At 73.0% G+C, this 25,149-nt stretch carries 26 protein-coding genes and 1 tRNA gene; 14 read left to right on the forward strand and 13 right to left on the reverse strand.

All coding sequences use genetic code 11. The features are described 5' to 3' along the window. Window positions 1-77 precede the first annotated feature (77 nt). On the reverse strand, window positions 78-2,027 hold the full coding sequence (locus ACZ6C6_RS02855; protein ID WP_469198421.1) for a bifunctional glycosyltransferase 87/phosphatase PAP2 family protein: 1,950 nt from the start codon (window positions 2,025-2,027) through the stop codon (window positions 78-80). Between the two features lie 353 nt (window positions 2,028-2,380). Between ACZ6C6_RS02855 and ACZ6C6_RS02860 the strand changes: the two genes are divergently transcribed. Beyond that, window positions 2,381-3,469, forward strand: a complete 1,089-nt coding sequence (locus tag ACZ6C6_RS02860) for a DUF2330 domain-containing protein (RefSeq protein ID WP_469198423.1) — start codon at window positions 2,381-2,383, stop codon at window positions 3,467-3,469. Between the two features lie 3 nt (window positions 3,470-3,472). Here ACZ6C6_RS02860 and ACZ6C6_RS02865 read toward each other — a convergent pair whose 3' ends face one another. Beyond that, window positions 3,473-4,561: a serpin family protein gene (locus ACZ6C6_RS02865; protein WP_469198425.1), complete on the reverse strand. Its 1,089-nt coding sequence runs from the start codon at window positions 4,559-4,561 to the stop codon at window positions 3,473-3,475. Window positions 4,562-4,620: 59 nt separating this feature from the next. On the opposite strand from ACZ6C6_RS02865, the gene ACZ6C6_RS02870 reads away from it, so the two are divergent. Continuing rightward, the gene (locus ACZ6C6_RS02870; RefSeq protein ID WP_469198427.1) at window positions 4,621-5,109 is read left to right on the forward strand and encodes a GNAT family N-acetyltransferase; all 489 of its coding nucleotides are present in this window, start codon (window positions 4,621-4,623) and stop codon (window positions 5,107-5,109) included. Window positions 5,110-5,136: 27 nt separating this feature from the next. Here ACZ6C6_RS02870 and ACZ6C6_RS02875 read toward each other — a convergent pair whose 3' ends face one another. Further along, window positions 5,137-7,200, reverse strand: coding sequence for an MDR family MFS transporter (locus ACZ6C6_RS02875; RefSeq protein WP_469198429.1), 2,064 nt, complete (start codon window positions 7,198-7,200; stop codon window positions 5,137-5,139). Window positions 7,201-7,335: 135 nt separating this feature from the next. Here ACZ6C6_RS02875 and ACZ6C6_RS02880 point away from each other — a divergent pair, with 135 nt between their 5' ends. From ACZ6C6_RS02880 to ACZ6C6_RS02900, 5 genes are all read left to right on the forward strand, one after another. Beyond that, window positions 7,336-8,379 carry a peptidoglycan-binding domain-containing protein gene (locus tag ACZ6C6_RS02880; protein ID WP_469198430.1) on the forward strand — a complete coding sequence of 348 codons (1,044 nt, stop codon included), beginning with the start codon at window positions 7,336-7,338 and terminating at the stop codon, window positions 8,377-8,379. A gap of 165 nt (window positions 8,380-8,544) precedes the next feature. Further along, window positions 8,545-9,207: an HAD-IA family hydrolase gene (locus tag ACZ6C6_RS02885; protein ID WP_469198432.1), complete on the forward strand. Its 663-nt coding sequence runs from the start codon at window positions 8,545-8,547 to the stop codon at window positions 9,205-9,207. Window positions 9,208-9,565: 358 nt separating this feature from the next. After that, on the forward strand, window positions 9,566-10,210 hold the full coding sequence (locus tag ACZ6C6_RS02890; RefSeq protein ID WP_469198434.1) for an HNH endonuclease family protein: 645 nt from the start codon (window positions 9,566-9,568) through the stop codon (window positions 10,208-10,210). A 471-nt stretch (window positions 10,211-10,681) separates the two neighbouring features. Then, entirely contained in the window at window positions 10,682-11,140 is a 459-nt protein-coding gene (locus tag ACZ6C6_RS02895; protein WP_469198436.1) for a DoxX family protein, read from the forward strand. 237 nt (window positions 11,141-11,377) lie between these two features. Further along, window positions 11,378-12,037 (forward strand): DedA family protein, encoded by a 660-nt coding sequence (locus tag ACZ6C6_RS02900; RefSeq protein WP_026171563.1) that lies wholly within the window; start codon window positions 11,378-11,380, stop codon window positions 12,035-12,037. Here ACZ6C6_RS02900 and ACZ6C6_RS02905 read toward each other — a convergent pair. Beyond that, window positions 12,024-12,248, reverse strand: a complete 225-nt coding sequence (locus ACZ6C6_RS02905) for a DUF2277 domain-containing protein (RefSeq protein WP_469198438.1) — start codon at window positions 12,246-12,248, stop codon at window positions 12,024-12,026. The genes ACZ6C6_RS02900 and ACZ6C6_RS02905 overlap by 14 nt on opposite strands. Before the next feature lie 58 nt (window positions 12,249-12,306). Then, a complete protein-coding gene (locus tag ACZ6C6_RS02910; protein ID WP_469198440.1) occupies window positions 12,307-12,747 on the reverse strand; it encodes a DUF7144 family membrane protein in 441 nt (146 codons plus the stop codon). 358 nt (window positions 12,748-13,105) lie between these two features. Here ACZ6C6_RS02910 and ACZ6C6_RS02915 point away from each other — a divergent pair, with 358 nt between their 5' ends. From ACZ6C6_RS02915 to ACZ6C6_RS02925, 3 genes are read left to right on the forward strand one after another with little or no spacing between them, the layout of a single operon-like run. Further along, a complete protein-coding gene (locus ACZ6C6_RS02915; RefSeq protein ID WP_469198442.1) occupies window positions 13,106-14,398 on the forward strand; it encodes an MFS transporter in 1,293 nt (430 codons plus the stop codon). A gap of 24 nt (window positions 14,399-14,422) precedes the next feature. Continuing rightward, window positions 14,423-14,761, forward strand: a complete 339-nt coding sequence (locus ACZ6C6_RS02920) for a PadR family transcriptional regulator (RefSeq protein WP_469198444.1) — start codon at window positions 14,423-14,425, stop codon at window positions 14,759-14,761. After that, entirely contained in the window at window positions 14,758-15,645 is an 888-nt protein-coding gene (locus ACZ6C6_RS02925; protein ID WP_469198446.1) for a hypothetical protein, read from the forward strand. Before ACZ6C6_RS02920 ends, ACZ6C6_RS02925 begins: the two co-directional genes overlap by 4 nt. Window positions 15,646-15,727: 82 nt before the next feature. On the opposite strand, the gene ACZ6C6_RS02930 is transcribed toward ACZ6C6_RS02925, so the two are convergent. From ACZ6C6_RS02930 to ACZ6C6_RS02950, 5 genes are all read right to left on the reverse strand, one after another. Then, window positions 15,728-16,501 (reverse strand): class I SAM-dependent methyltransferase, encoded by a 774-nt coding sequence (locus tag ACZ6C6_RS02930; protein ID WP_469198448.1) that lies wholly within the window; start codon window positions 16,499-16,501, stop codon window positions 15,728-15,730. Window positions 16,502-16,576: 75 nt separating this feature from the next. After that, window positions 16,577-17,806, reverse strand: coding sequence for an MFS transporter (locus tag ACZ6C6_RS02935; RefSeq protein WP_469199301.1), 1,230 nt, complete (start codon window positions 17,804-17,806; stop codon window positions 16,577-16,579). Between the two features lie 108 nt (window positions 17,807-17,914). Then, entirely contained in the window at window positions 17,915-18,811 is an 897-nt protein-coding gene (locus ACZ6C6_RS02940; protein WP_469198450.1) for a phosphotransferase family protein, read from the reverse strand. 41 nt (window positions 18,812-18,852) lie between these two features. Further along, window positions 18,853-19,041: a hypothetical protein gene (locus tag ACZ6C6_RS02945; protein ID WP_330311880.1), complete on the reverse strand. Its 189-nt coding sequence runs from the start codon at window positions 19,039-19,041 to the stop codon at window positions 18,853-18,855. 225 nt (window positions 19,042-19,266) lie between these two features. Further along, entirely contained in the window at window positions 19,267-19,779 is a 513-nt protein-coding gene (locus ACZ6C6_RS02950; RefSeq protein WP_469198456.1) for a GNAT family N-acetyltransferase, read from the reverse strand. Window positions 19,780-19,836: 57 nt separating this feature from the next. On the opposite strand from ACZ6C6_RS02950, the gene ACZ6C6_RS02955 reads away from it, so the two are divergent. Then, window positions 19,837-20,310, forward strand: a complete 474-nt coding sequence (locus ACZ6C6_RS02955) for a DUF4240 domain-containing protein (RefSeq protein ID WP_469198458.1) — start codon at window positions 19,837-19,839, stop codon at window positions 20,308-20,310. A 94-nt stretch (window positions 20,311-20,404) separates the two neighbouring features. Here the strand turns inward: ACZ6C6_RS02955 and ACZ6C6_RS02960 are convergent, their stop codons facing one another. Both ACZ6C6_RS02960 and ACZ6C6_RS02965 read right to left on the reverse strand, forming a co-directional pair. Continuing rightward, window positions 20,405-21,379: a threonine/serine dehydratase gene (locus ACZ6C6_RS02960; protein WP_469199302.1), complete on the reverse strand. Its 975-nt coding sequence runs from the start codon at window positions 21,377-21,379 to the stop codon at window positions 20,405-20,407. Window positions 21,380-21,473: 94 nt separating this feature from the next. Then, window positions 21,474-21,545 (reverse strand) — tRNA-Val (locus ACZ6C6_RS02965). 174 nt (window positions 21,546-21,719) lie between these two features. Between ACZ6C6_RS02965 and ACZ6C6_RS02970 the strand changes: the two genes are divergently transcribed. From ACZ6C6_RS02970 to ACZ6C6_RS02980, 3 genes are all read left to right on the forward strand, one after another. After that, complete coding sequence (locus ACZ6C6_RS02970) at window positions 21,720-22,487, forward strand: DUF4097 family beta strand repeat-containing protein (RefSeq protein WP_469198460.1); 768 nt, start codon at window positions 21,720-21,722, stop codon at window positions 22,485-22,487. 107 nt (window positions 22,488-22,594) lie between these two features. Beyond that, window positions 22,595-24,121: a hypothetical protein gene (locus tag ACZ6C6_RS02975; RefSeq protein WP_469198463.1), complete on the forward strand. Its 1,527-nt coding sequence runs from the start codon at window positions 22,595-22,597 to the stop codon at window positions 24,119-24,121. Between the two features lie 75 nt (window positions 24,122-24,196). Next, the gene (locus ACZ6C6_RS02980) at window positions 24,197-24,418 is read left to right on the forward strand and encodes an FmdB family zinc ribbon protein (protein WP_469198465.1); all 222 of its coding nucleotides are present in this window, start codon (window positions 24,197-24,199) and stop codon (window positions 24,416-24,418) included. A 51-nt stretch (window positions 24,419-24,469) separates the two neighbouring features. On the opposite strand, the gene ACZ6C6_RS02985 is transcribed toward ACZ6C6_RS02980, so the two are convergent. After that, window positions 24,470-25,129 carry an O-methyltransferase gene (locus ACZ6C6_RS02985; RefSeq protein ID WP_469198467.1) on the reverse strand — a complete coding sequence of 220 codons (660 nt, stop codon included), beginning with the start codon at window positions 25,127-25,129 and terminating at the stop codon, window positions 24,470-24,472. Window positions 25,130-25,149: the final 20 nt, after the last annotated feature.

Genomic DNA, 25,149 nt, shown 5'->3' on the forward strand with positions numbered 1-25,149 from the left:
GGAGGGGCGACGATCCACAGGGCGAAGGGGTGCGGGGACGTTTTCACGTCTCCCGCACCCCTTCGTCGTCGCACGGGCTACCGGCTGCCCGCCAGCGCTTGGCCCTCCGGCGCACGGACCGCTTCGCCCTCCGGCGCCTCCGGCGCCCCCCGCAGCCGGCGCGGCCCCGCCAGCACGTACGCGATGAGGAACCCGAGCGCGACGACGGCCGCCCCGCCCACCGCGTCCAGCACCCAGTGGTTGGCGGTCGCGACGATCGCGGAGACCGTGAACAACGGATGCAGCACTCCGAGCGCCTTCATCCACACCTTGGGGGCGAGCAGCACGATGATCACCCCGCACCACAGGGACCAGCCGAAGTGCAGCGAGGGCATCGCCGCGTACTGGTTGGTCACCGCCGTCAGCGCCCCGTAGTCGGGCTTGCTGAAGTCCTGCACCCCGTGGACCGTGTCGATGAAGCCGAGCCCGGGCATCAGCCTCGGCGGGGCCAGCGGGTAGAGCCAGAAGCCGACGAGCGCGAGGAGCGTGGCGAAGCCGAGGGTGGACCGCGCCCAGCGGTAATCGGCGGGGCGGCGCACGTACAGCACGGCGAGGATCGCCAGCGGGACGACGAAGTGGAACGTCGAGTAGTAGTAGTCGAAGAAGTCCCGCAGCGGGCCGACGCCCGCGACCGCGTGGTTGATCCGGTGCTCGATGTCGATATGCAGCCACTGTTCCAGCGAGTGGATCTGGTGCCCGTGCCGCTCGGCGGTGTCCCGCCCGGCCGTGGCGGCCAGCCTGACGTGCCCGTACGCGGAGTAGACGACACGGATCAGAAGGAGTTCCAGGAGCAGGTTGGGCCGGCTGAGCACCCGCCGCCAGACGGGCAGCAGCGGCACCCGGCTCCAGCGGGCCGGGACGGGCTTCGCGTACGCGGTGGGCACGGGCTTTCGCCAGTACGGGGAGGTGCGCGGCAGGAACGGCGTCACGCAGGCGGCCCCGAGTGCGGCGATCAGCAGCACGTTGTCGCGCACCGGGAACACCGCCCCGATGTTCGGCAGCAGCATCGTGCCCGGCAGCGTGGTCACCAGGACCACGACGGCCGGCCACACGAGCCGGTCGGAGGCGCTGCGGCCCGCCCGGCCGACCACGGCGAGCAGCACCCAGAGCAGTTGGTGCTGCCAGGCGGTCGGGGACACGGCGACGGCGACGCAGCCGGTGACGGCCACGGCGAGCAGGAGCTGCCCGTCGCGCGCGTACCGCACGGCGCGGCGCAGGCCGATGACACCGACGGTGGCGGCCAGCGCCAGGAACAGCGCGATCTCCGGCGGCCCGGCGAGGCCCAGGCGCAGCAGCGCGCCGTGCAGGGACTGGTTGGCCAGGCTGTCCGCCTGGTCGCCGAGGCCCGCCCCGGCGACGTGGTGCACCCAGTACGTCCATGAGTCGTGCGGCATCGCGGCCCATGCCAGCGCCGTGCAGGCGGCGAACGCGGCGGCCGCGGTGAGCGCGGAACGGCGTCTTCCGGTGAGCCACAGCAGGAGGGCGAAGAGCAGCACGGTCGGCTGGAGGGCGGCGGCGACGCCGATGAGCGCTCCTGCCTTGCGCTCGCCCCGGACGGCGAAGAGGCCGACGAGGACCAGGAGGACGGGCAGGATGCTGACCTGGCCGAGGTGGAAGGCGTTGCGCACCGGCAGCGAGAGCATCAGCAGGCTGATCGCGACGGGCGCGGCGAGCAGCGCGGTGCGCCGGCCGACCGGCCCCGGCAGGGCGCGGGCGGCGACGAGGCCGAGGGCGGCGACGAGCAGCAGCGAGCCGAAGGTCCAGGCGACCCCGAGGCTCTGTTCGGCGGTACGGGTCAGCGGCTTGAGGACGAGCCCGGAGAACGGGGTGCCGGTGAACCGGTCGGTGTCGTACAGCGAACCGGTCACATGGAGGACCCCGTTCTCACCGATCCAGGTCTCCAGATCGGTGAGCCGTTCGCCCGGCGGCTGCCGCAGCACCACCGCCATCTGCCGGACGGCCAGTGCGGCCACGAGCAGCCAGAGCACCGCCCGTACCCTTCCGGTCCCCGCTCCCGCCGTCGCGCCTGTGCTGCCACCGTGCTCCGCGTTCGCCACGCTGCGCCGACCCTCCAAGGTCTAATGCCGGCCGATTGTCCGGCATGTGTGAAACCTTCGCATTGTGCTCTTGGGTAGACCCAATCAACCCCTTTTACGCCTGACTGTCACCCGGCTTTGGCCGAAAGATCCCTCCCCCGGGTGCGCGGCGCGGCCGGAACCGGCCGGGACCCGGGCACGTCTGAGCCCGTGATCAGTAACGACGGGGAGGACGGAAGATGCGGCGCACGGGGAGAAACGGAAGGACGGGGGGCTGGGCGGTCCGGGGGCTCTCCCTGCTCCTGATGCTGGTGTCGCTTCAGGTGGGGTCGCTGATCGCACCGGCGTACGCCTGCGGCTGCGGGGCGATGGTGGTCCACCAGGACAGCCGGATGGTGGTCGACCGGGAAACGTCGGCGGTCACCTGGGACGGCCGCACCGAGCAGATCGTCATGCAGCTGAGCGTCCGGGGGAACTCGCGGACCGCCGCCTGGATCATGCCGGTGCCGCACCGCGCCACGGTCGAGCTGGGTGACGCGGAGCTCTTCTCCGAGCTGACGTCCCTCACCGCGCCGGTCACCGAGAAGCGGTACCACTTCTGGCCGGGCGACGAGGACTGGCCGTTCGGCGAACGCCGGTACCCCGACGTCTACGGCGCCGCCCCCAAGGACGGCGCCCCGGTCGACGTGGTCGGCCGGGAACGGCTCGGCCCGTTCGACGTGGCGCGGCTGGCCGCGACCGACCCGGAGGCGCTGGGGAAGTGGCTGAAGGAGAACGGCTTCGAGCTCCCGGACCGCCTGACCACGGCCCTGACCCCGTACGTCGAGCAGAAGTGGGAGTACGTGGCGGTGCGCCTCGCCCCCGAGAAACGGTGGGGCACGCTGAGCGGGACGCTCGAACCGCTGCGGCTGCGGTTCGCCAGCGACCGGCTGGTCTATCCGATGCGCCTGTCGAAGCTGGCCGCCACCCCGCAGTCCCTGGACCTGTACATCCTGGCCGACCACCGCATGGAACCGCGCGGCGCGATCGGCGGGCGGCCCCCGAAGGTCGCGTACGCGGGCCGTGTCGACCCGGCGGAGGAGCGGTACGAGGCGCTGGCGGCGGTCACCGGGGACAAGCCGGTCTTCGTGACGGCCATCGACCAGTACTTCCCGTCGCCGGAGCGGATCGACGGCGACCACGAGCTGCGGGCGACCGCCGAGGACACCCCGTACCGGACCGTCGTGTACCGGGACGCGCTGCTGACCTGGGGCGGCATGCCCGCCTGGATGCTGACGCTGCTCGGGGGCGCGGTGCTGCTGGTGGCCCTGCCCCTGTTCCTGGTCGTACGCACCCGGCGGCGGCGCCCGGTAGCGCCCCCGCCCCCGGTCTTCACGCCGCCGCCGCTGAGCTAGGGCCTAGCTCTCCGAGGGGGTCTCCGCCTGCCATCCGGCGAAGAGCGGGACCTCCTCGCCCGGGTCCAGGACGGCGATGCCGAAGGGCCGGTCGAAGGCGACGTGCAGGCGGCGCGGGGGCGGGCCCGGCTCCGCCCCGGCCGGTGCGGGCAGCACCGTCACGGCGGCCGCCGACAGCCCCTCCTCGGTCACCGTCAGCACGGCCTCCTGCACCGCCTCGGAGAGCATGAGCGGGGTGGCCGAGAGCCCGGAGAAGTCGGCGGCGGGGGTCGTCGCCAGGCGGATCCCGAGCGCCCGCAGGTGGTCGGTCGCCCGGATGTGCGTACGGAGGGAGAAGCGGGGGACCGCGATGGTCAGGACGTCCGCTTTCAGGGCGGTCCGCGCCTCCTTCGGCGCCCAGGCCGCCGGGAGCACCTCGGCCGCCCCGTCGCCCGGCCGCCCCAGCACAAGGCGCACCTTGACCGGCGGCGGCCCGCCGCGCTGCCCGGAGCAGCGCAGATCCACGACGAACGCGCCGCCGGTCATCCAGATGTCCATCGCCGGGGGCTCCCCGAACATCGTGGGCACCTCCCGGGTGACCCCCGCCGCGTCGGTGAACGGCCGGTCCCGGGTCACCTCCCGGTTGAAGGGGAACACCCAGTCGGTCCGGACCGCGAGCGCGTTGACGAGCACCAGCAGCGTCTGGGCGTTCACGGCCACCGGCAGCCGCTCGATGAGCCCGCCGGTCGTCTTCCGGACCCAGGCGTCGGCCTTGTCCGGGTCCATGGGCCCGAAGCCGATGTCCGGCAGCGCCTTCCGGAGCCCGCGGCGCACCGGGGTCCGGGTCCACACCCGGGTCGCCACGCCCAGCCCGTCGGTGGCGGCCAGCGCCCGGGCCGTGGCCGTCGCCGCCCCGGCCGCCTCGTCCCCGGCCGCCCCGAGCACCGCCCGCAGCTCCTCGGCGGTCTCCCCGCGCGCCCCGGCCGCGAGCGCCGTCAGGGCCAGCCACAGCCCGGCGGGCGAGCAGACGAAGTCACCGCCCGGCCCGGCCAGCTCCCGGATCCACCGCTCACCGAGCCGCCGGACCACATGGGCCCCGCTCTCCCGCACCACCGCGCCGCCCCCTCGAAATCGCTTGGCTCATACATATGTGCGGTAGCAAGAATGGCCCAATGACCTGGACCATCGCACCCGAACCCTTCGACTCCCCGGCCGCGGCCCTGCTCCGGCGGGACTACTACGCCGAGGTGGCCGGCCGCTACTGGGGGCGTCCGGCGACGGCCGAGGAGATCGAGGACGGCCTCACCGACGACGGCGCCGCGCTGCTGACCGCGCCGACCGGTGACTTCGTCGTCGGCCACTTCGACGGCCGGGCGGCCGCCTGCGGGGGCCTGGTCCTCGTGGACGCGGACACGGCGGAGCTGACCCGGGTCTACGTCCGCCCGGAGGTCCGGGGCACGGGCGGCGGTGGGCTGCTCCTCGCGGCGCTGGAGGAACGGGCCCGGGCACTGGGGGCGACCCTGCTCCGGCTGGACACCCGGCACGATCTGGTGGAGGCGCGCGGCCTGTACGCCAAGCACGGTTTCCGGGAGGTCCCGGCGTTCAACCAGGGGCAGTACGCGGAGCACTGGTTCGCGAAGAAGGTGGCCCCGGAGGCTTAGGGCGTGCCACGCCCGTACGGTCGCGGGTCAGTCCCGCTGCGGGTGCCCCGCCGCGTGGTCGCGCTTCGGCTCCGGGCTGTGCGGGCGCTCCTTGCTCGACCCGCTGGTCTCCCGCGTCAGTTCGGAGACCAGCGCGACCAGGTCCGTCGGCCGGTCCGGCCCCCACCAGTCGCCCAGCAGCTCGGCGAGGGAGTCCTCGCGAGCCTGGGCGAGCTTCACCACCGCCTCGGCGCCGGGCTCGGTGAGCACCATCTGCACCCCGACCCGCCGGACGAGCCCGCGCCCCTCCAGCTGGCGGGCGGCGTCGTTGATCACCCGCAGCGGCACGGGCGCCACCTCGGCGAGCCGGGCGGGCTCCACCGTGCCGTGGCGCTTGATCCGCAGCAGCATCCAGCTGGCGGCGGGCAGCAGGTCGTAGCCCGCCTTCTCGGTGATCCTGACGTAGACCTCGCGACGGCCCTCCCGGGTGGCCAGCACGGACAGGGCCCGCGCGCACTCGTCGTACGAGGAGCGCTCGACCGGGTTGGACGCCAGGGTCTCGCTGGGGTCAGGTGCCGTCACCGAGCCGCGCAGCTTGTCCTCCTTGAGCAGCCAGGCGAAGAGGAAGGCGACCAGGACGACGGGTGCCGCGTACAGGAAGACGTCCGTGATCGACGTCGAGTACGCCTGGAGCACCGGCCCGCGCAGCGCGTCCGGCAATTGTCCGATGGCCCGCGGGTCGGCGGCCAGGCTGTCCGCGTCGACCCCGGGCGGCAGCGGCCGTCCGTCGAGCGCGTCGCCGAGTTTGTCGGTCAGCCGGTTGGTGAAGATGGTGCCGAAGATCGCCACGCCGAACGAGGCGCCGATGGACCGGAAGAACGTCGCGCCCGAGGTCGCCACGCCGAGGTCCCGGTACGAGACGGCGTTCTGCACGACCAGGACGAGGACCTGCATCACCAGGCCGAGCCCCGCGCCGAACACGAAGAAGTACGCGCTCATCTCCCAGGTGCCGCTGGACACCGTCAGCCGGTGCAGGAGCAGCAGCCCGATCGCGGTGATGCCGGTACCGGCGACCGGGAACACCTTCCAGCGGCCCGTACGGCTGACGATCTGCCCCGACACCGTCGAGGTGATGAGCAGCCCGAACACCATGGGCAGCATGTGGACACCGGACATCGTCGGCGTGATGCCGTGGACCACCTGGAGGAAGGTCGGCAGATAGGTCATCGCGCCGAACATCGCGAAGCCGACGACGAAGCTGATCACCGCGACGAGGCTGAAGGTCCTGATCCGGAACAGCTTCAGCGGCAGCACCGGCTCGGTGGCGCGCCGCTCCACGAACACGAACGCGATCAGGAGCACCACGGCCAGCACCGCGAGACCGATGATCTTCCAGGAGCCCCAGGGCCAGGTGGTGCCGCCGAGCGAGGCGACGAGGACGAGGCAGGTGGCGACCGAGGCGATGAGGAAGGTGCCCAGGTAGTCGATGGTGTGCTTCGTCCGGCGGACCGGGATGTGCAGCACGGCGGCGATCACCAGGAGGGCGACGACGCCGATCGGAAGGTTGATGTAGAAGACCCAGCGCCAGCTGAGGTGCTGGGTGAAGAAGCCGCCGAGCAGCGGCCCGAGGACGCTCGTCGCACCGAACACGGCACCGAAGAGCCCCTGGTACTTGCCGCGCTCGCGGGGCGGGACGATGTCGCCGACGATCGCCATCGACAGCACCATCAGACCGCCACCGCCGAGCCCCTGAAGGGCGCGGAAGCCGATCAGCTGCGGCATGTTCTGGGCGAGGCCGCAGAGCGCGGAGCCGATCAGGAAGATGACGATCGCGGTCTGGAACAGCTTCTTGCGCCCGTACTGGTCGCCCAGCTTCCCCCAGAGCGGGGTCGCCGCGGTCGAGGCCAGCAGATAGGCGGTGACCACCCACGACAGGTGTTCGAGCCCGCCGAGGTCGCTGACGATGGTGGGGAGCGCGGTGGAGACGATGGTCTGGTCGAGTGCCGCGAGGAGCATGCCGAGGAGCAGTGCGCCGATCGCCACCAGGACCGACCGCGTGGAGTGTTCCGCGCCGGGGGCGCCGGGGGCCGGGGGGCTCTGCTGCTGGGCCATGAAACGTCTCCTCGGGTCCGCTACACCCCCATCCTGTCCGTTCCGCACCGTTATGGCCTGCCGGGAGCCCATCCGATTGGGCTTCTCGGCGGCGGGCTGCATAATCGCAGGCAGTTCAAGGGGAGGGGACCCACGATGGCCGGACATATATGCCCGGAGTGCGGTACGGAGAGCAGACCGGGCGCCACTCCCGGCTGCGCCTGCGCGGCCCGGAACACCGGTACGCCGGGTTACGCCACCGACCCGGAGCGGGCCGCCGAACAGCAGCGCATCGCCGACGAGCACCATGCCGAGCGGTCCGCGGAGATGGCCGCGGCGGAGGACTTCGACCCGCTGCGCATCCGCCCGTACGTGACCCTGGGCGACGCCGCCGCGGCGGCGCCCACGGCACCCCCAGCGGGCGCCCCGCAGGCGTACGGCCCCGAGGGCGACGCGGCGACCACGATGCCGCTGTTCCTGGACCCGGCGGGCCCTCCTCCGGCGGACGCCGACGACGCGGACGGCACCGCCCTCCTGCTCACCGGCCGCGATCCGGTGGCCCCGCGCCGCCGCAAGCCGTTCGCCGCGGTGATCGCGGGGGCGGCCGTGGTCGCCGTGGTCGGCACGGCGGCCTTCGTCGGCGGGCTGTTCAACGGCGACGACGACGGCAAGGCCGACCTGGACCAGGCCCTCCCCTCCACGGTGACCAGCCTCCCCGAGGAGAGCGGCGAGCCGGAGCCGTCCGCCTCGTCCTCCGCCTCCGCGCCGCCCAGCCGTTCCGCCTCCCCCACCTCGTCCGCGTCGGCCTCCGCGTCGTCGTCCGCCTCCGCATCCCCCTCCGCCTCCGCCTCCCGCTCGGCCACGGCATCCTCCTCGGCGCCGGGCGCGGGCACCCCGGCGTCCCCGTCGGCCACCGCGAGCAGCAGCGCACCGGCCGAGGGCGTGGCCCCCTCGTCGCCGGACGAGGCGGGGACCCTGCGGCGGGGCGACCGGGGCGCGGAGGTCGCGGAGCTCCAGAACCGGCTCCGGGAGGTCTGGGTGTACAACGGCCCGGTCGACTCGGACTACGGGGACCGCACGGAGCGGGCCGTGAGCGACCTGCAGACGTGGTGGAACATCGAGGGGGACCCGGACGGGGTCTACGGACCGAACACCCGGAGCCGCCTGGAGGCGGTGACGACGGGGCGCGGGCGGCACTGACGGGTCCATCTCCCGGACGGGATTCGCATTCGCGACCGCGTTTTTGTATCGTGGAGAAACAAAGTGGCCCCTGCGCGCACACCCTGACCGGCGGGCGGGGGCCGCTTGATCTCCCGCGCCGCCCACCTCCGCGGCGTTCGCTTCCCCCCGTTCTGGAGCCCGCCCATGCCGGCCACCGCCCTCACCGCCAAAGCACTGCTGCTCGACATGGACGGCACCCTGGTGAACTCCGACGCCGTCGTGGAGCGCTGCTGGCGCCGCTGGGCACTGCGGAACGGTCTCGACCCGGAAGAGGCGCTGAAGGTCGTCCACGGCCGCCAGGGCTACGCCACCATGGCGGTCCTGCTCCCGGAGCGCCCGATGGAGCAGAACCACGCGGACAACAAGGTGATGCTCGCCGAGGAGACCGCCGACACCGACGGGGTCGTCCCGATCGGCGGCGCCCCCGCGTTCATGGACGCCATCGCCTCCCTTCCGCACGCCCTGGTCACCTCGGCCGACCTGGCGCTGGCGACGGCCCGGATGGGCACGGCGGGGCTGCGGATGCCGGACCTCCGCGTCACCGCCGAGAGCGTCGGGGCCAGCAAGCCGGACCCGGAGGGCTTCCTCAAGGGCGCCGCGGCGCTGGGCTTCGCTCCGGCGGACTGCGTGGTCTTCGAGGACTCCGAGGCGGGCATCGCGGCGGGCCGGGCGGCGGGCATGCGCGTGGTGGGCGTCGGCCCGCGCGCGGGGGCCCACTCCCCGGACGTCCACGTGGCCGACCTGACGCAGCTGCGCGTCGAGGCGGCGGCGGACGGCGCGATCACGCTGCACATCGAGGCGCGATAACCTTCCCGCGGGGCGTCGGACGCCCCAGGGAAGACGCACACCGGGGCCGCTGACCCCACGTCAAACACCAGCACCACGAACCTCAGTACGGCCCTCGCCCACCCCGGGCGGGGGCCTTGCGCATGCGCTCCCCCGCAGGTCACGGACTTCGGCGCCGCGCCGTCCCGGCTCACCGCGCCCGCGCGCACGGGCCCGTGCGCCCCCCGCACCACGAACCCCTTTGTCAGATCTCTTGATGTGACGTGCCCATGTCGCCACCCTGTTACCTGGCGCCCACCCCACGGAAACCCGGCGCCGCCACGATGGCCGGGCCGTTCATGACAGCCCGTCCACATCCCCCCACATCAAGGGAGTTCGCATGTCAGGTGTCTACGCGCGTCGCATAGCCGTCCTCGCCGCATCCGCCGCACTCGCCGCCACCACCGGCCTGCTCACCGCGCCGAGCGCCCAGGCGGCCATGCCCACTCCGGTCTCCGCGTCCACCGCCCGCACCTATCTGAGCGAGCTCACCGTGAAGGCGGAGGGCTCGTCCACGGGGTACAGCCGGGACAAGTTCCCGCACTGGATCACCCAGTCCGGAGCCTGCAACACCCGCGAGGTCGTCCTGAAGCGCGACGGCACGAACGTCACCCAGGACTCCAGCTGCGCCGCCACCGGCGGCAGTTGGTACTCGCAGTACGACGGTGCCACCTGGACCGCCGCGTCCGACCTGGACATCGACCACATGGTGCCGCTCGCCGAGGCGTGGCGCTCGGGCGCGTCCAGCTGGACCACCGCCCAACGGCAGGCGTACGCGAACGACTTGACCCGCCCGCAGCTGATCGCGGTCACGGACAACGTCAACCAGTCCAAGGGCGACCAGGACCCGGCGTCCTGGATGCCGCCCCGCGCCGCGTACAAGTGCACCTATGTGCGCGCGTGGGTCCACGTGAAGCACTACTACAACCTGTCCGTCGACTCGGCCGAGAAGTCCGCCCTGCAGTCCGCGCTCAGCGGCTGCTGAACCCGGGAACACCCGACCGCGACCCCGACTCCGGTGGCTCCACCGGCCGATGCCCCGACGAGGGGCCGGCCGGCGGGGCCACCGACGTGTTTTCGGCCTACTACGGCTGTTCATGACAAGCCACACACCCTCTCACGGGCGCACCGGCGGGCCCGCAGTCCGCCAACGGGGCGCGAGCGGCCCGGAACTCCCGTGGGGCCCCAGTGAAAGCCGGGGGTGCCGTGGTGGGAGCCCTCGCCGACAGAACCGGACGCCCATGGCCGGAAAACTGCGCCGCCATTGGTTCAGGCCAAGCAAAGGAACGAGGGTGCCCAGTTCGAGGCGGTATTGGCCCGCCGAACGGCTCACAACAGCCCGTCGAATTTGAGCCAGTCGACAAAACGTTGAACTTGCAAGTATTGGTGAGGTCTACCTAATCTTTTGCGCCCAGTCGGTTCACGTCCCCACCAGACCGAAGGAGCTCCTCCCCCCATGACCCCACACCTCCACCGGGCACAGCCCTATGTCCTCGCGCTCTTCCGCATCGTCATCGGCGGGCTCTTCGCCTGCCACGGCGCTGCCTCGGTCTTCGGCGTCCTCGGGGGCGCCCACGGCGGCGGGTCCATACCCGCCGGCACCTGGCCGGGCTGGTACGCGGCGGTGATCCAGCTCGTCGGCGGCGTCCTCGTGGCCCTGGGCCTCGGCACCCGGTTCGCCGCCCTGATCTCGTCCGGCTCCATGGCCTACGCCTACTTCACGGTCCACCAGTCGCACGCCCTCCTCCCCCTGCAGAACGGCGGGGAGCCGTCGGCCGTCTTCTGCTGGGTCTTCCTGCTGCTCGTCTTCACCGGCCCGGGCGCCCTGGCCCTGGACAACCTCCTCACCGCCCACACCCCGGACCGCCAGGGCCGGGACCGCACCCAGGAACAGAACTCCCCGGTCGCCGTCTGACCCCTCTCCCCGCTCCCCCGGGCCCGCCGACCGACCGGGCCCCGCACACCCCTCGCGTACCGCCGGGAACCGCTCCCCGGCGGTACGCGCTCAAGGCACCCTCGACCCGGGGTGCCCAACATCACGCATATATATGGATCACCGGGTGAACGGCAGGCGTACGCTGTACAGCTGACCCTGCCGCTCCTGCCGCTCCCCTGCGACGTCGCGGCGTTGTTACCGATCGGGGAGTAGTAGGTGCTAGAGAGTGTGGGTGCGCTGACCGGCAGCCCATGGATCTACGTAGCGGTCGCCCTCTCCGTGCTGCTGGACGTCTTCCTCCCCGTACTCCCCAGCGGGGTGCTGGTGATCACCGCCGCCACGGCCGCCGCGGCCGGCACCACCGGTGTCGCGGCCGACGCGGCGGGCGCCGCCCGTCAGGTGACCGAGGTCCCCTCCCTGCTGGCCCTCGTCCTGTGCGCCGCCACCGCCTCGGTGCTCGGCGACTTCGCCGCGTACCGGCTGGCCCGGCACGGCGGCGAGCGCCTGGACCGCGCCATCGCCCGGTCCCGCCGCCTGACCTCCGCGCAGGAACGCCTCGGCGCCGCCCTGAGCCGGGGCGGCGGCATCCTCGTCGTCATCGCGCGCTTCGCCCCGGCCGGGCGCTCGGTCGTCTCGCTGGGCGCGGGCGCCTCGCACCGCAAGGTGAAGGAATTCCTGCCCTGGTCGGCTGTCGCGGGCGTGGCCTGGGCCGGCTACAGCGTGGGGCTCGGCTACTTCGGCGCCCAGTGGCTGGGCGCGAGCTGGCTGGGCACGGCCGTCTCGGTCCTCGCCCTGTTCCTCGCGGGCTCCTTCGCCGCGCTGCTCATGCGGCGCCCGGCCGCAGCCGCGGCAGCCGCGCCCCCTATGGCGTCCTGACACCACCCCGGATCTCCAGGTCGTCGAGCAGCCGGGCGGTCGCCTCGGCGATCTCGTCCACGGCGCGGTCGAAGACTTCCCTGTTGTGCGCGGCCGGGGCCCGGAAGCCCGAGACCTTGCGGACGAACTGCAGGGCGGCGGCGCGGATGTCCTCCTCGGTGGCCTCTTCGGGCAGAACGGGCGGTCGGAGCGTCTTGATACTGCGGCACATGTCTCCAGTGTGACCCGCGCCACTGACAACGGCACCCATCCTGTCCCGGACCGACCGGTCAGATGACCGGTTTCCGCGCCGTGCACAGGGCCCAGATGACGAAGGTGTCGATGGCGAGGGAGACCACGGCCCAGACCGGCTGGTAGGGGAGCCACATGAAGTTCGCGATCATATTGAGCGCCGCGAGCCCGACCCCGGCCCCGCGCGCCCAGGCGGCGCCCCTGAGGATGCCCCAGCCGACGATCGCGATGACGATGCCGAGGACGAGGTGGATCCAGCCCCAGGCCGTCACGTTGAACTTGAAGACGTAGTCGTTGATCCGCGCGTACACGTCGTCCGACGCGATGCCGGCGATGCCCTTGATCGCGTCGAGCACCCCGTCCACCAGCAGCAGTACACCGGCGAACATGACCCCGCCGGAGGCCCAGGGGTTCTCGTCCCCCGGACGCGGTACGGAGGGCGAGGACGGGGTGCCCGGCGGGGGCGCGGTCTGTGCCATGAGGACTCCAGGGCCGGATGAAGACGTACAGGTCAGACCGACCATGCGCCGCCCTTCCCGGCACGGCTACGCGGAAACGCCCGTACGGGTGACGCCCCCCGCCACGAGGAGCCCCGGACAGCGGCGCCGGAAATCCGCTGTCCCCCCGTCGCGCCGGGCGGTTAACCTCCCCTCACCCGACGACCCGAGGAGGGGAAGTTGCCCGGTAGCCCGCGCACGCGCTGACGCCGTAGAACGACCCGTCATCGCGTGCTGCCTCCGAGCGCGGCACAGCGAGCCCTTCCCGCCGCACCGCCCGACGCACACCTCCGCGCCGGGCGGTGGCGGAGCCTTGCCGTCCGCTGCCCAAGGGGCCTTCGTGCATCCGGTTTCCCGTACCCCCTCCTCCCCCGCTCTCCGCCGCGACTCCGGCTTCCTGTGCCTGTGGGCCGGGCAGACCGCCTCCCAGTTCGGCGAGCAGGCACTCCTGGTCGTCCTGCCGCTCGTCGCCGTCGTCTCGCTGCACGCCGACGCGGGCGCGCTCGGTCTGCTGCGTGCGGTGGAGCAGGCTCCGATCCTGCTGCTGTCGCTGTTCGCGGGCGCGTGGGCGGACCGCCGCCGCACCCGTACGGTGATGGTGGCCGCGGATCTCGGCCGGGCGCTGGCCCTGGCGGCGGTCCCCCTGGCGTATCTCTTCGGCGTGCTGGGGCTGCCGGTCCTGCTCGTCGTGGCCGCCCTGCTCGGTGTGGGCAGCGTGTTCTTCGACGTGGCCTACCAGGCGTCGCTGGTGCGGCTGGTGGACCGCGAGCTGCTGATGCGGGGCAACAGCGCGCTGGAGGGCAGCAGGTCGGCGGCGCGGATCGGCGGCCCGGCGCTCGGCGGGGCGCTGATGTCGGTGTTCTCGCCGCTGCTCGCGGTCGTCACCGGTGCGGGCTTCTTCGTCCTGTCGGCCGTGTCGATCGGCCGCATCCGCCGCCCCGAACGCGTGCCCGCGCCCGCCGGGGCCCCGGAGCCGGTCCTCCGGCGCATCCACGAAGGGCTCCGCTTCGTGGCCTGGCACCCGGCGCTGCGTGCGGTGGGACTGGCGTCCGCCCTGTTCCAGTTCTCGCTCGCCGCGCTGATGACGGTCTATCTGCTGTTCCTGCCGCGCGAACTGGGCCTGTCCGGCGCCCAAGTGGGCCTGGCGCTCGCGGCGACGGGGCCGGGCGCGGTGCTCGGGTCGCTGCTCGCGGCGAGGCTGCCGGAGCGGCTCGGGTACGGCGTGGTGCTGGTGGGGTCGGCGGTCCTCGCGGACGGTGTGATGCTCGGCGTACCGGCGCTGCACGGCTCCGGGCCCCTGGTGCTGCCGGCACTGATGGCCGTCAACCTGGTCTTCGGCACGTTCGGCCAGCTGGTCAACGTCACGGTGATGTCCGTGCGGCAGGCGGTCACGCCGGTCCGCCTCCAGGCGCGGGTGGTGGCGACGATCAACTTCGCCGGGATGGGCCTCACCCCGTTCGGCTCCCTGCTCGGCGGCTTCCTCGCGGGTACGTGGGGGCTGCGCCCGAGCCTCCTCGCCACGGCGGCCGCCCTCGCCCTCTCCCCGCTGTTCATGGCGCTCTCCCCCTTGTCCCGCCTCGGCAAAGCCCTTCCCGTCGCAGCTCAGGGCGGCCCGTCATATGCCGGTGAGTGACCCATGCTGGCGTACGATGCGGGCATGAGCGAACGCGCGATGCAGGAACCGACCCTCCTCCTCCTGACCGCCCTGGCGGACGAGCCCCGGCACGGTTACGCCATCGCGCGCGAGGTCGAGACGATCTCCGGCGGCCGGGTCAGGATGCGCACCGGCACGCTGTACGGGGCGCTGGAGCGCCTGCTGAACGAGGGCCTGATCGAGGTGCACACGGAGGAGGTCGTGGACAGCAGGCTGCGCCGCACCTACACGCTCACCGCGACCGGCCGGGAGACCCTGGCCGCCGAGGCCCGCCGGATCGCCGCCACCGCGCGCGAGGCGACCCGGCGCCTGAGTGCCGCCGGGAAGCCGGCCACCGCATGAGCACGCCGCTGCTGCGGCTCTACCCGGCCGGATACCGCCGCGCCTTCGGGGCGGAGATCGCGGAGGCGTACCGGGAGGCGACCGAGGATGCGGGCCGGACCGCCCGGTTCCGGGAGGCGGGCGACCTCGTGGCGCACGCGCTGCGGATGCGGATGCGCCTCGGTTCCGCGCAGCCCGCGGCCCGCCTGTTCGCCGCCGCCGCACCCTTCGCGCTGGCCGCGACGGCCGCGTACGCCGCCTTCGGCCTGGTCTCGATGCTCGGCGACTGGCGGCTGAGCGGGAATCCGGACTTCCTGGTCCCGCTCAGCTTCGTCATGACCGGCTGCGACCTGGTGACGCTGGCGGGGGCGGTCCTGGCGCTGGGCGGGCGGTTCGCGGCGGGTGCGCGGTGGGCGTTCGCGGGCGCGCTGGTCCAGGAGCTCGCGCTCTTCGTGGTGCCGCTGACGGCCGGGGTGCTGCCACCGGCCGCCGCCGCCCCGTATCTCCTGGCCCCGGTCGCGGTGGCCGCGCTGCCGCTGGCCTGTCCACCGGACCTGCGCCCGCCCGGCCGCGCCCTGGGCACCGCGGCCCGGGTCGCACTGCTGCTGTGGTCGGCGCTCGCCGTGGCCGCGCTGGCGCTGGCGGAGCCCGGCAGCCATCTGACGTACCTGTTCTGGCGGTTGGGCGTACCGACGGCCGCCGCCCTCCTCCTCGCGGGCCGCCCGGCGCTGGCCCGCTTGCGCACGCCGGGCCGGTTCGCGCTGGCCGGGGCACCGTTCGTCGCGATGGGGTACTGCGCCGGGGTGGTGGACCGGGACACCGCGGTCCCGGCACTGGCCGTCGTGGCGGCGGCGGGGGTGGCGCTGCGGCTGTGGCGGCTGCGGGGCGGGACGAGCACGGGCTGAGGGTGCGGGACGAGCACGGGCTGAGGGTGCGGGACGAGCACGGGCCGAGTGGGGCGGGTGCGGGCCGGGGCGGGCGGGTGCGTCAGGCGGTCACACGTATCTTCGACTGCCCGTGCCCCAGCTTCTCCCAGTCCTCCATGAACCGCGCCCGCAGCCCGTACTTGGCGGCGAGGGCGGTCAGGGTCTCCGTGCGGTAGTAGAAGTCCTCGCGCAGCACCTGGTGTTCGGCGCCCGTGGTGCGGTCGAAGGTGAAGTCGAAGTGCCCGCCGGGCGCCAGGACGCGGCCCACGTGGGCCAGGCACTCCTCGATGATCTCGACCGGCGAGTGCGAGAAGACGCTGTGCGCGTGGACCACGTCGAAGTACGCGTCCGGCAGGAAGTCCAGCGTCAGGTCCCTGGTGATGGTCAGGTGCGGCACCTTGGCCTGGAGCCCCTGCGCGGTCAAGGTCTCCTTGGCGGCGATCAGGATGTCGGGCGAGATGTCGATGCCGTAGTAGTGCCCGGCCTCCAGATAGTCGATGAACCGCCAGCCGGACCGGAGGTTCCCGCACCCGATGTCGAGCATCCGTGCCCCGGGGGCGAGCCCGTGCTCCACGAGGTAGTCGAACTGCATCTGCCCCAGGGCGAGCCACCGTTCGTGCGTCTGGCTGCCGACGGCGGCCTCCGGGTTGCGCCGGGTGTCCGAGGCCATCACGGCCCGGTAGTAGTTCACGTGGTCCGGGTGCTTGAACGCCAGCCACCGGTCGCGGGCCGCCCGCTTCAGATAGGGCGCGATGCGGTCCGGCCGGGTCGCGGCGTAACGGACCTTGTGGGCAAGGGACTCACGGTTGGCGACGAGGTTCTTCTTGGATGCCATGGCGCCACTATAGGTCGGTGAACGACATATGCAAACCAACGACCCTTCGGCCGGCCGGAAGTGCCCGGAAGTGCCTCACAGCCGCCTGATCCGGCGCACATCACGCACACAGGCGTTGGCCACCCCGGCGGCGAGAACGACGGCGGAGCACACCAGGAGGATGCGCCCGCTGGACCAGTACGCGGACGCGACCGCGACCGCGAGGTAGCCGACCGGGATGGCGATCTGCTCCCCCAGCGAGTTGAAGGCGTTGAGCCGCCCCAACTCCTGGTCAGGGACCTGCTGTTGCATGACAGTGGACCAGGCGACGATCGCCACGTCCATGCCCGCCCCGGCGACGACGGCCGCCCCCAGCACCCAGAGCAGCGGCAGCCCGAGCCCCATCGCGGCCAGCGGCAGGAAGAGCCCGGAGCTCGTCACCACGCAGACCAGCACGAGGCGTTGCGGCTTCCACAGCAGGCAGACGAACGTCCCCACGAGCAGCCCCGCAGCGAACGCCCCCTGGACCAGCCCCCAGGAACCGGCGCCCGCGTAGCTGCGGTCCGCCACGAGCGGCCCCAGCAGCTGATACCCGGCCAGCCAGGCGGCCACGACCGCCGTCCCGGACAGGGTGTAGCTCCACAGCCAGACCCGGGACCTGAACCCGGCCCACCCGACCCGCAGCTCGGCCACCAGCCCCGCGCCCGGCCCCCCGGCGGGCACCGCCCCCGCGAGCCGCAGCCCCGCCAGCAGGAGCGCTGCCACGAGGAAGGTCACGGCATCCCACCCGAGCGCCCAGGCGGGCCCGGTCAGGGCGACGACGAACCCGCCGACGACGGGACCGACCACCTTGACCGCGTTCCTGGGCACCCGGACCAGCGCATTGGCCTGCTGAAGCCGCCCCGGCTCCACGAGCCGGGGCACGACCCCCTGGGCCGCCGGTGTGGTGAACGCGGCCGCCGCCCCCGAGGCGCACGCACACACGCTCATCGCGGCGGTGGTCGCCGTCCCGGTCGCGACGAGTACCGCGACGGCCCCTTGCGCCGCCCCGGCACCAAGGTTCCCGAGGAAGAGGATCCGGCTGCGCGACACCCGGTCCGCCAGCGCCCCGCCGACGAGCAGCAGAACCAGGGCCGGAACGGTGCCGGCCGTCAGCACGATCCCCAGCGACCGCGCCCCGCCGCCCTGCTCGATCACCGCGAACGCCAGGGCGACCGGGGCCATCGCGGACCCGGTCGCGGAGACCAGATGGGCGAGCAGGAACCGCCGGAAGGCCGGCAGTCGCAGCGGGGAAGGCGACTCCTTCTCCTGGTCGTCGACAGCCATCAGCCCTTCGCGCCCGTCACCCATGGCGGCAGGGTAGGGGCGATACGGCCGCCACGGCACCCGGGTTTCGGGCGCACAGGGCGCGCGCCCGGCGCGCACATGCGTGCGTCAGGCCGCCCCGAACCACGTCTCGGCGAGTTCGGGCAGCGTCTCCCCGGCGGGGCGCGGCATCTCCCGGAGGTACCAGGGCAGGTTGCTGTACACGTGCAGCAAGGTGTGCGCGAGCAGCACGGACGGGTCGAAGGTCCGGCCGTACGCCCTGCTCAGCCGCCCCAGCAGGCCCGGGTCCCCGCCGGTGACGAACAGGCCGACGGCCACGAAGTCGTACGCCGGGTCCCCGGTCATGGCGGGCTCGAAGTCGATGAGTCCGGTCAGCCGCCACCCGTCCGCGTCGGCCAGCAGGTGCTGCCGCATCACCTCGGTGTGCAGCAGGGCCGCGCGCGGGGTGCGCGGCAGCGGGACCGAGGCGAGGAAGTCCGGGATCTGCTCCAGCCAGCTTTCGGACAGGCCGCGCACCCGTTGCCGCTCGACCGCACCGGCGGCCTGCCGGTCCAGGAAGCCGCCCCAGTCCTCCGGTCCGAGGACGTCGGCGAGCGGTGCCGGGTCGAGGGCGTGCAGCGCCGCCAGCATCCCACCGGCCTCGGCGACGATCCGTTCCCGGTGCGGACGCGGCACCCGGGCCCAGGCGGGCGCCAGGTCCTCGCCGTGAAGCCGGGACATCAGCACGTACCGCCACCCGTCGCCGGCCGGGCCGGCCCCGTACAGCCGGGGGGTCGGCACGGGCAGCCGTCCTCGCAGATGGGCGAGGACCCGCTCCTCCACGAGGGCGTGCCTGCCGTCAGCCTCCGGGAAGAGCTTGAGCACGTACCCGTCACCGACCGCGTAGACGGGCACGGACCCCTCGGGGAACCGGACGACCGGTACGCCTCCGACGCCGATGCGCCGGCACAGCTCCTCGACTGCCGCATGGGGCATGGTCCGGTCGGCGTCCTCGTCGGTCGGCATGACCGGGACCGTAGGCCACGAAACGGAAGCGGGACAACGCGTTATCGGCCGCGGCCGTGATCGGGGTCCGCGTCCAGGCCGGGCAGTTCCTCGTGCCCCTCCGAGTAGTGGTTGACCCACCCGCAGAGCGCACAGGCGTACCGCCCGGCCAGACCGTGCACCTCGGTGCCGCACCGCGCGCAGTCGGTGCGGGTGATCTCGGGAATCGTCGGTTCGGGCTCGCTGGTCACACGGGGACTGTACCGAGTGGAGCGCTCTCCGCGGAGTCCGCTTACGGACTGATCATGGCGTCCGGTCGCTGCGCCATGAAGAAAAGCAGGGCGGCACGGCGGCCCGGACGGAGAAGGCGCGACGGCTGCGGCCCGACGGGTGGCGGTGATCTTCAACAGGCAGCCCGGGGCGGCGCGGCCCACCGCCGCGTGATCGCGTCCGGAACGATGGCCTGCCCGACGGCATCACGCGATCGGCGCCGCGAAACACAGGGCGTCGAAGTGCCGCCCGGCGAAGAAGTGCCGGAGCTCACCGATCCGCTGCCATCCGAGCCGCTCGTACAGCCGGATGGCAGCGGCGTCCTTGGTCAGGACCTCCAGCACCAACGGCAGCCCGTGCGCCCGGGCATACGCCTCCGCCGCACCCATGAGCCGTGCCCCGGCGGAAGCGCCCCGGGCGTCCCGCCCCACGAAGAACCGGGCCAGCACTGCGACGTCCCCGTCCTCGGCACCGCCGCCGTCCCGCCAGAGCCGTGCCACGTCCTCCCCGCGCCGGGCCCGGTTGACCGCGACATGCCCCACGACCCGCCCGTCCCGCTCGGCGACCCAGGCCGCGATCAGCCCCTCCGGCGACAGCCACGCCTCGGGGTCCGCCACCCCTTCGACGGGATACCCGTCGGACTCGTGGACACCGGCGAGCACGGCAGCCGCCGCACCCAGGTCGGCGTCCTCACGGGGGCGAACCAGGACTTCGGACACGACTCATCCTCCACAGGTGCGGGCACGATTGTCGGAACAGCCTGCCATCCTGCCCCGATGACCATGACATGGGCCGGCTTCTGGGCACTGACCGCCACCCTGAACGGCGAAGCCACCGTAGCCAACTGCCGACGCCTCGCGAAGCGGCTGAGCCGCCGCCCGCTCTCCGACATCACCGCCTTCGCGGAACACCACGCGGAAGCGCTGTACCGCCTGGACCAGGAGCAGTTCGGCTCCCTCCCGGTGGTCGGCATGACAACGGAGACCGGGGGCCCTTTCCCGCAGTCGGGCGACTCCTTCCTCTACGCCCGCTGCGCGGTGGTGGCAGCGGGCCGGACCGTCTGGGAGAGCGCCCTCTCGGACCCCGCCAGGTTCGCCCCGTACACCTCACTCGACTACGACGGCGAACGCCTGCTGTACGTCCCGGACGAGGCATACCGACTGGCCACGGGCAAGGAGTGGCACCGTGCGACCCGCTACTGCTACGAGTCCTTCTCCAACAAGGACGGCTGGCCCCGTCTGCGGATCTGACCCCGCCCACATGTGCGCATCGCCGCGAGACCGCGGCGTTCACCAACCACCGCCCGTCGTTTCGGCGCTGCGCAGCAGCCGCCGTCGGTCCGGGTCAGCGCAGCCCGAAACGTTCGGCCCAGGCGGACACATCGGCGGTGGTCGCGTTGCCGCCGCAGACGACCAGGCCGAGCCTGGCACCGTCACCGACGCGCTCCAGCACCTGGCGCGCCGCGGGCAGCAGGCATCCGGCGGCGGGCTCGGCCCAGACCTTCGCGTGGTCGGCCAGATCGAGGACCCCCTGCACGGCCTCGGCGTCGGTCACGGTGAGGACATCGGTGACCAGGGCCGAGACGTGTTCGTAGGTGAGCGGTGAGGCGCTCGGGGCGCTCAACGTCGAGACCATCGAGGACAGTTCGACGGGCACCGGCACCCCGGCTGCCAGGGCCTCCGACATGGCTCGCGCGCCCTCGGTCTCCACGCCCCAGACCCGTACCCCCGGACGGCGCGCGTGCAGCGCGGCCGCGACTCCGGAGATCAACCCCCCGCCACCGATGCTGACGAGTACGTCGGTGAGCTCACCGGCATCCTCCGCGAGCTCCAGGCCGACCGTGCCCTGGCCCGCGACGACGACGGGGTCGTCGAAGGGGTGGACCAACGCGAGCCCCGACTCCTGGAGTTCGCCCACGAGCGCGAAGGCGCCGCTCATGGTGTCGGCGAGGATGACGTTCGCCCCGGCCGCCTCGGCGATCTCCACGGAGCGGCCGGGGGCGGACCGGGGCATGACCACGGTCGCCTTGATGTCCAGCGCGCCGGCCATCTCCGCGACCGCGATGCCGTGATTGCCGCCGCTCACGGCGACGACCCCCGCGGCACGCTCGGCCTCGCTGAGCGCGAGCAGCTTCGCCGTCGCACCGCGCGCCTTGAAGGAGCCGGTGCGCTGGAGCAGTTCCAGCTTCGTGGTGACGCGCGCGCCCAGGAACGCCGAGAGCCCGGGACTGGGCACGGTCGGCGTCCGCACGACATGCGCGGCAATCCGCTCGGCCTCGACTTCCACATCCGCAACGGTGATCAGCACGTTTCCCTCCAATGTCACCCGAGCCACAACGACCGCTCAGCACCAGCCGGTCCAACGGCATGCCGAGGGCCCCCAGCCACATGTGACTGAGGGCCCTCGGAACCGGTGGGCGCGGACGGTTTCGAACCGCCGACATCTGCTTTGTAAGAGCAGCGCTCTACCCCTGAGCTACGCACCCGTGGATGAAGGAACAGGTTACATGGCTCGTGGGGCATGTCGACAATCGGTTCGGGGCGGGCGTACGGGGGATAGCCCCACCCCGGAGACGGTAGCCGTCCGGATCGTCCGGGCGGGGCCGCGCTGCCTACCGTGGGGGCACATCGCAGCGCCGGCCCAGGGGGACCTGATCACCATGACCATCCGTAATCGCAGCGCGTTCGTGGCCGTCGGGGGCACCGTTCTGCTCGTCGCGGCGCTCACCGGGTGCGGGAGCACGGACGTGGAGGACGCGCCCGCCGAGCACAAGTCGTTCGCGTTCGGGGGGAAGGCACTGACCATCGACGCGGAGAACTCCACCGTGGACGTCGTCCCGGCCGATGTGGACAAGATCGAGGTGACCCGGAGGGTCGACGGGTGGGTCATGCTCGGGAGCGGGCCGGACCCCGTGTGGAAGCTGGAGGGGGACACGCTCACCCTGCGCGTGAAGTGCAAGGCGCTGATCAGCAACTGCGAGTCGCGCCACACGGTGAAGGTGCCCCGCGGGCTCGCGCTGACCGTGGACGCGGACAACGGGAAGATCACCGCGTCCGAGTTCACCACCCCGCTCAAGCTGTACTCCGACAACGGCGGCATCGTCGTCCGGGACGTCAGCGGACCCCTTGAGCTGAAGAGCGACAACGGGTCGGTACGTGCCGAGCGGGTCTCCTCCCTGACCGTCGTGGCCCGGTCGGACAACGGGTCCGTGCAACTCGATCTCACCCGGGTCCCGGACCTCGTGGACACCGTCAGCGACAACGGGCGCATCGCCATCGACCTGCCCGCCGGGACGACCTCGTACGCCGTGTCCGCGTCGGCCGACAACGGGCACGTCGACGTGAAGGTGCCGCGCAGCGACAGCAGCCGGCACGTCGTGAAGGCCCACAGCGACAACGGCGGAGTCGCCGTCCGGCACGCGGGCTGAGATGAGGAGCACGGTCACCGGCCTCGCCGTGAACTAACCGGCCCGTGTGTTCGTCCTTACTGGTGGGAGAATGTATCCGGCAGGGCGAAACGGCACGGGAGAGGCATGTGACGGCGACAGACGCACAGCCGCAGGCGGGAGTCGCCGGAGCGGTCCGGGAGCGGAGTCGGCGTCGCGCGGTGGGGGCGGATCCGGGCGACCGGCCGGTGCCAGGGCCCCGTGGGCCGTACGCCGCCCGCGCCACGGGCCCGCATGACGGGCCTGCCCGGCGCGCCACGGGCCCGCGTGACCGGCCCGCCCGGCGTGCCGCCGGCCTGCGTGACCTGTGCGTTCTCGTCCTCGCACCCCTCCCCCTCCTCGCCGCCGCCCTCCCTCTCGCCGTCACCGGCGGCGGGACGCGGCGGTGGTTCGGCGGGCGTGGCGAGGGGCAGCGGGCCGAGGCGCAGGCGGCAAAGGACGCCGCCGCCGAGGCGTTCTACGAGCTGGACACCGCCCAGCGCGACCTCAAGATCTCCATCGAGACCATCACCGCGGTCGACAGTTCGCCGGCCGCCCGCAGAGCCGTGGACGACTTCGCCGCGCTCGGCCGGCGCATCGACGAGGCGAGCCACGCCTACATCACCGCCGTCGACGCCCATGACCTCGACCGCGACGACCTGGAACCGTCCGTCGCGTCCCGGGCCCGGGCCGAGCTGACCTCGGCGAAGGAGCAGCTGGTACGGGTCAAGGGGGAGCTCGACCGGTTCGGGGCCGGGCTCGGGCCGCTCCTCGGGAGCGCCGAGACACAGCTCGCCCGGCTCGCCCCCGCCGTGGAGCGCGCGCGACAGGCGCTCCTCGGCGCGAGCAACGCTCTCGATTCGGTGCGGGCGTCCGGGCTGCGGGCGGACGATCTCGCCGCCCGGCTCGCCGCCCTCGCCCCCGAGCTGACCAAGCTCAACCAGGGCGCCGGACGCCACGGCGTGACCGAGACCCTGCAGCGGGCCGACCGCGTGCTGCGCGACGCGGAAGCCGTACGGGCCGAGGCCGAGAAGCTGCCCGAGCGCGCCGCCGAGATCGACCGCCGGCTGGTGAGCCTGCGCACCCGTGCCCAGGCGCTGACCACCAGGTCCGCTTCCGTCGAGCCCGTCCTCAGCGAGCTGCGGCGCCGGTTCTCCGCCGCCTGCTGGCAGGATCTCCAGCCGGTCCCGGAGCAGGCCGCGGTCAATGTGCGCCGGGCCGAGGAGAAGCTGAAGGAGGCGTCGCAGGCCCGTGACGAGCAGCGCTGGGCCGACGCCACGTCCCGGCTCAGCACCGTGCGCGCCCTGCTCAACGCCACCGACGAGGCGGTGTCCGCCGCCGGTGACCGCCTGCGCCGCCTCGATGACGTCGCGAAGGACCCGCAGCAGGAGATCGAGCGCACCCGGTTCGCCATCCGCGACGCCCAGCGCCTCGCCATGGCCGGGCGCCACACCCCCGAGCCGCGGCACGCCCGGCCGCTGGACGACGCGGTGGCCCGCCTGGAGCAGGCGATCACGGCCCTGGAGAACCGCCACCCGGACTACTGGCACTTCCTCACCGTGACGGAGGGCCTGCGCCGGACCGTCGCGGACGTCGTCGCCGACATCCGCGAGGAACGCGGCGCGGGAAGTCACTGACGCCGTCCGCCTCGGACGGTCCGGGGTTCCCCGCGCTGTGGACAGCCCGGGGCCCCTCGCCGATAACCTGGCGTCATGCCTCGTTACGAGTACCGCTGCCGCTCCTGCGGAGACACCTTCGAGCTCAGCCGTCCCATGGCCGAGTCGTCCGCTCCCGCCTCGTGCCCGGCCGGGCACGAGGACACCGTGAAGCTGCTCTCCACCGTCGCCGTCGGCGGCACGGCGGGCGGCGGCTCCCGGCCCGAGCCCTCCGCGGGTGGCGGGGGCGGCTGCTGCGGCGGAGGCTGCTGCGGCTGAACGGGCGTCCCGGACGCGCCGACGCCCGGGAGCCCCGCCGCCCCGGGCGGGCTACCGCTTGCGCGACAGCGTCAGCCCGTCCGACACCGTCAGCAGCACGCTGTCCATCCGCGCGTCCGCCGACACATGGTCGTTGAACTCCTGGATGGCCTTCGCCGCGCCTGTCGCCTCCGGGTCCGTCACGCGGCCGTGGAACAGTACGTTGTCCGTGGTGATGACCCCGCCCGGGCGCAGCCTCGGCACCAATTCCTCCCAGTACGCGATGTAGTTGCCCTTGTCCGCGTCCAGGTAGGCGAAGTCGATGTGGGGCTCCGCCGGCATCGCGCGGAGGGTGTCCAGGGCGGGGGCGATGCGCAGGTCGATGCGGTCGGCGACACCCGCCTTCTGCCACGCCTCGCGGCCGTACGCCGTCCACTCCTCCGATACGTCGCAGGCGATCAGCCGGCCGTCCGCCGGGAGCGCCTGGGCCATCGCCAGGGCGGAGAAGCCGGTGAACGTGCCGACCTCCACGATGTGCCGGGCACCGGTCAGCCGCACGAGGAAGGCGAGCAGCGGGCCCTGCTCCTCCGCCGACTGCATGCCCGCGTGCTCGGGCAGCCGCGCGTAGGTCGTCTCGACCAGTTCGCGCTGTACGGCGTCGAGTGGCGGGTTGTGCGCCAGCATGTACGCGTACAGCTCATCGGTGATCTTGGTGGAGTTTCCCTTGGTCATCGCACAACTCTACGGTCGCC

The sequence above is a fragment of the Streptomyces sp. NPDC041814 genome, assembly GCF_055590565.1.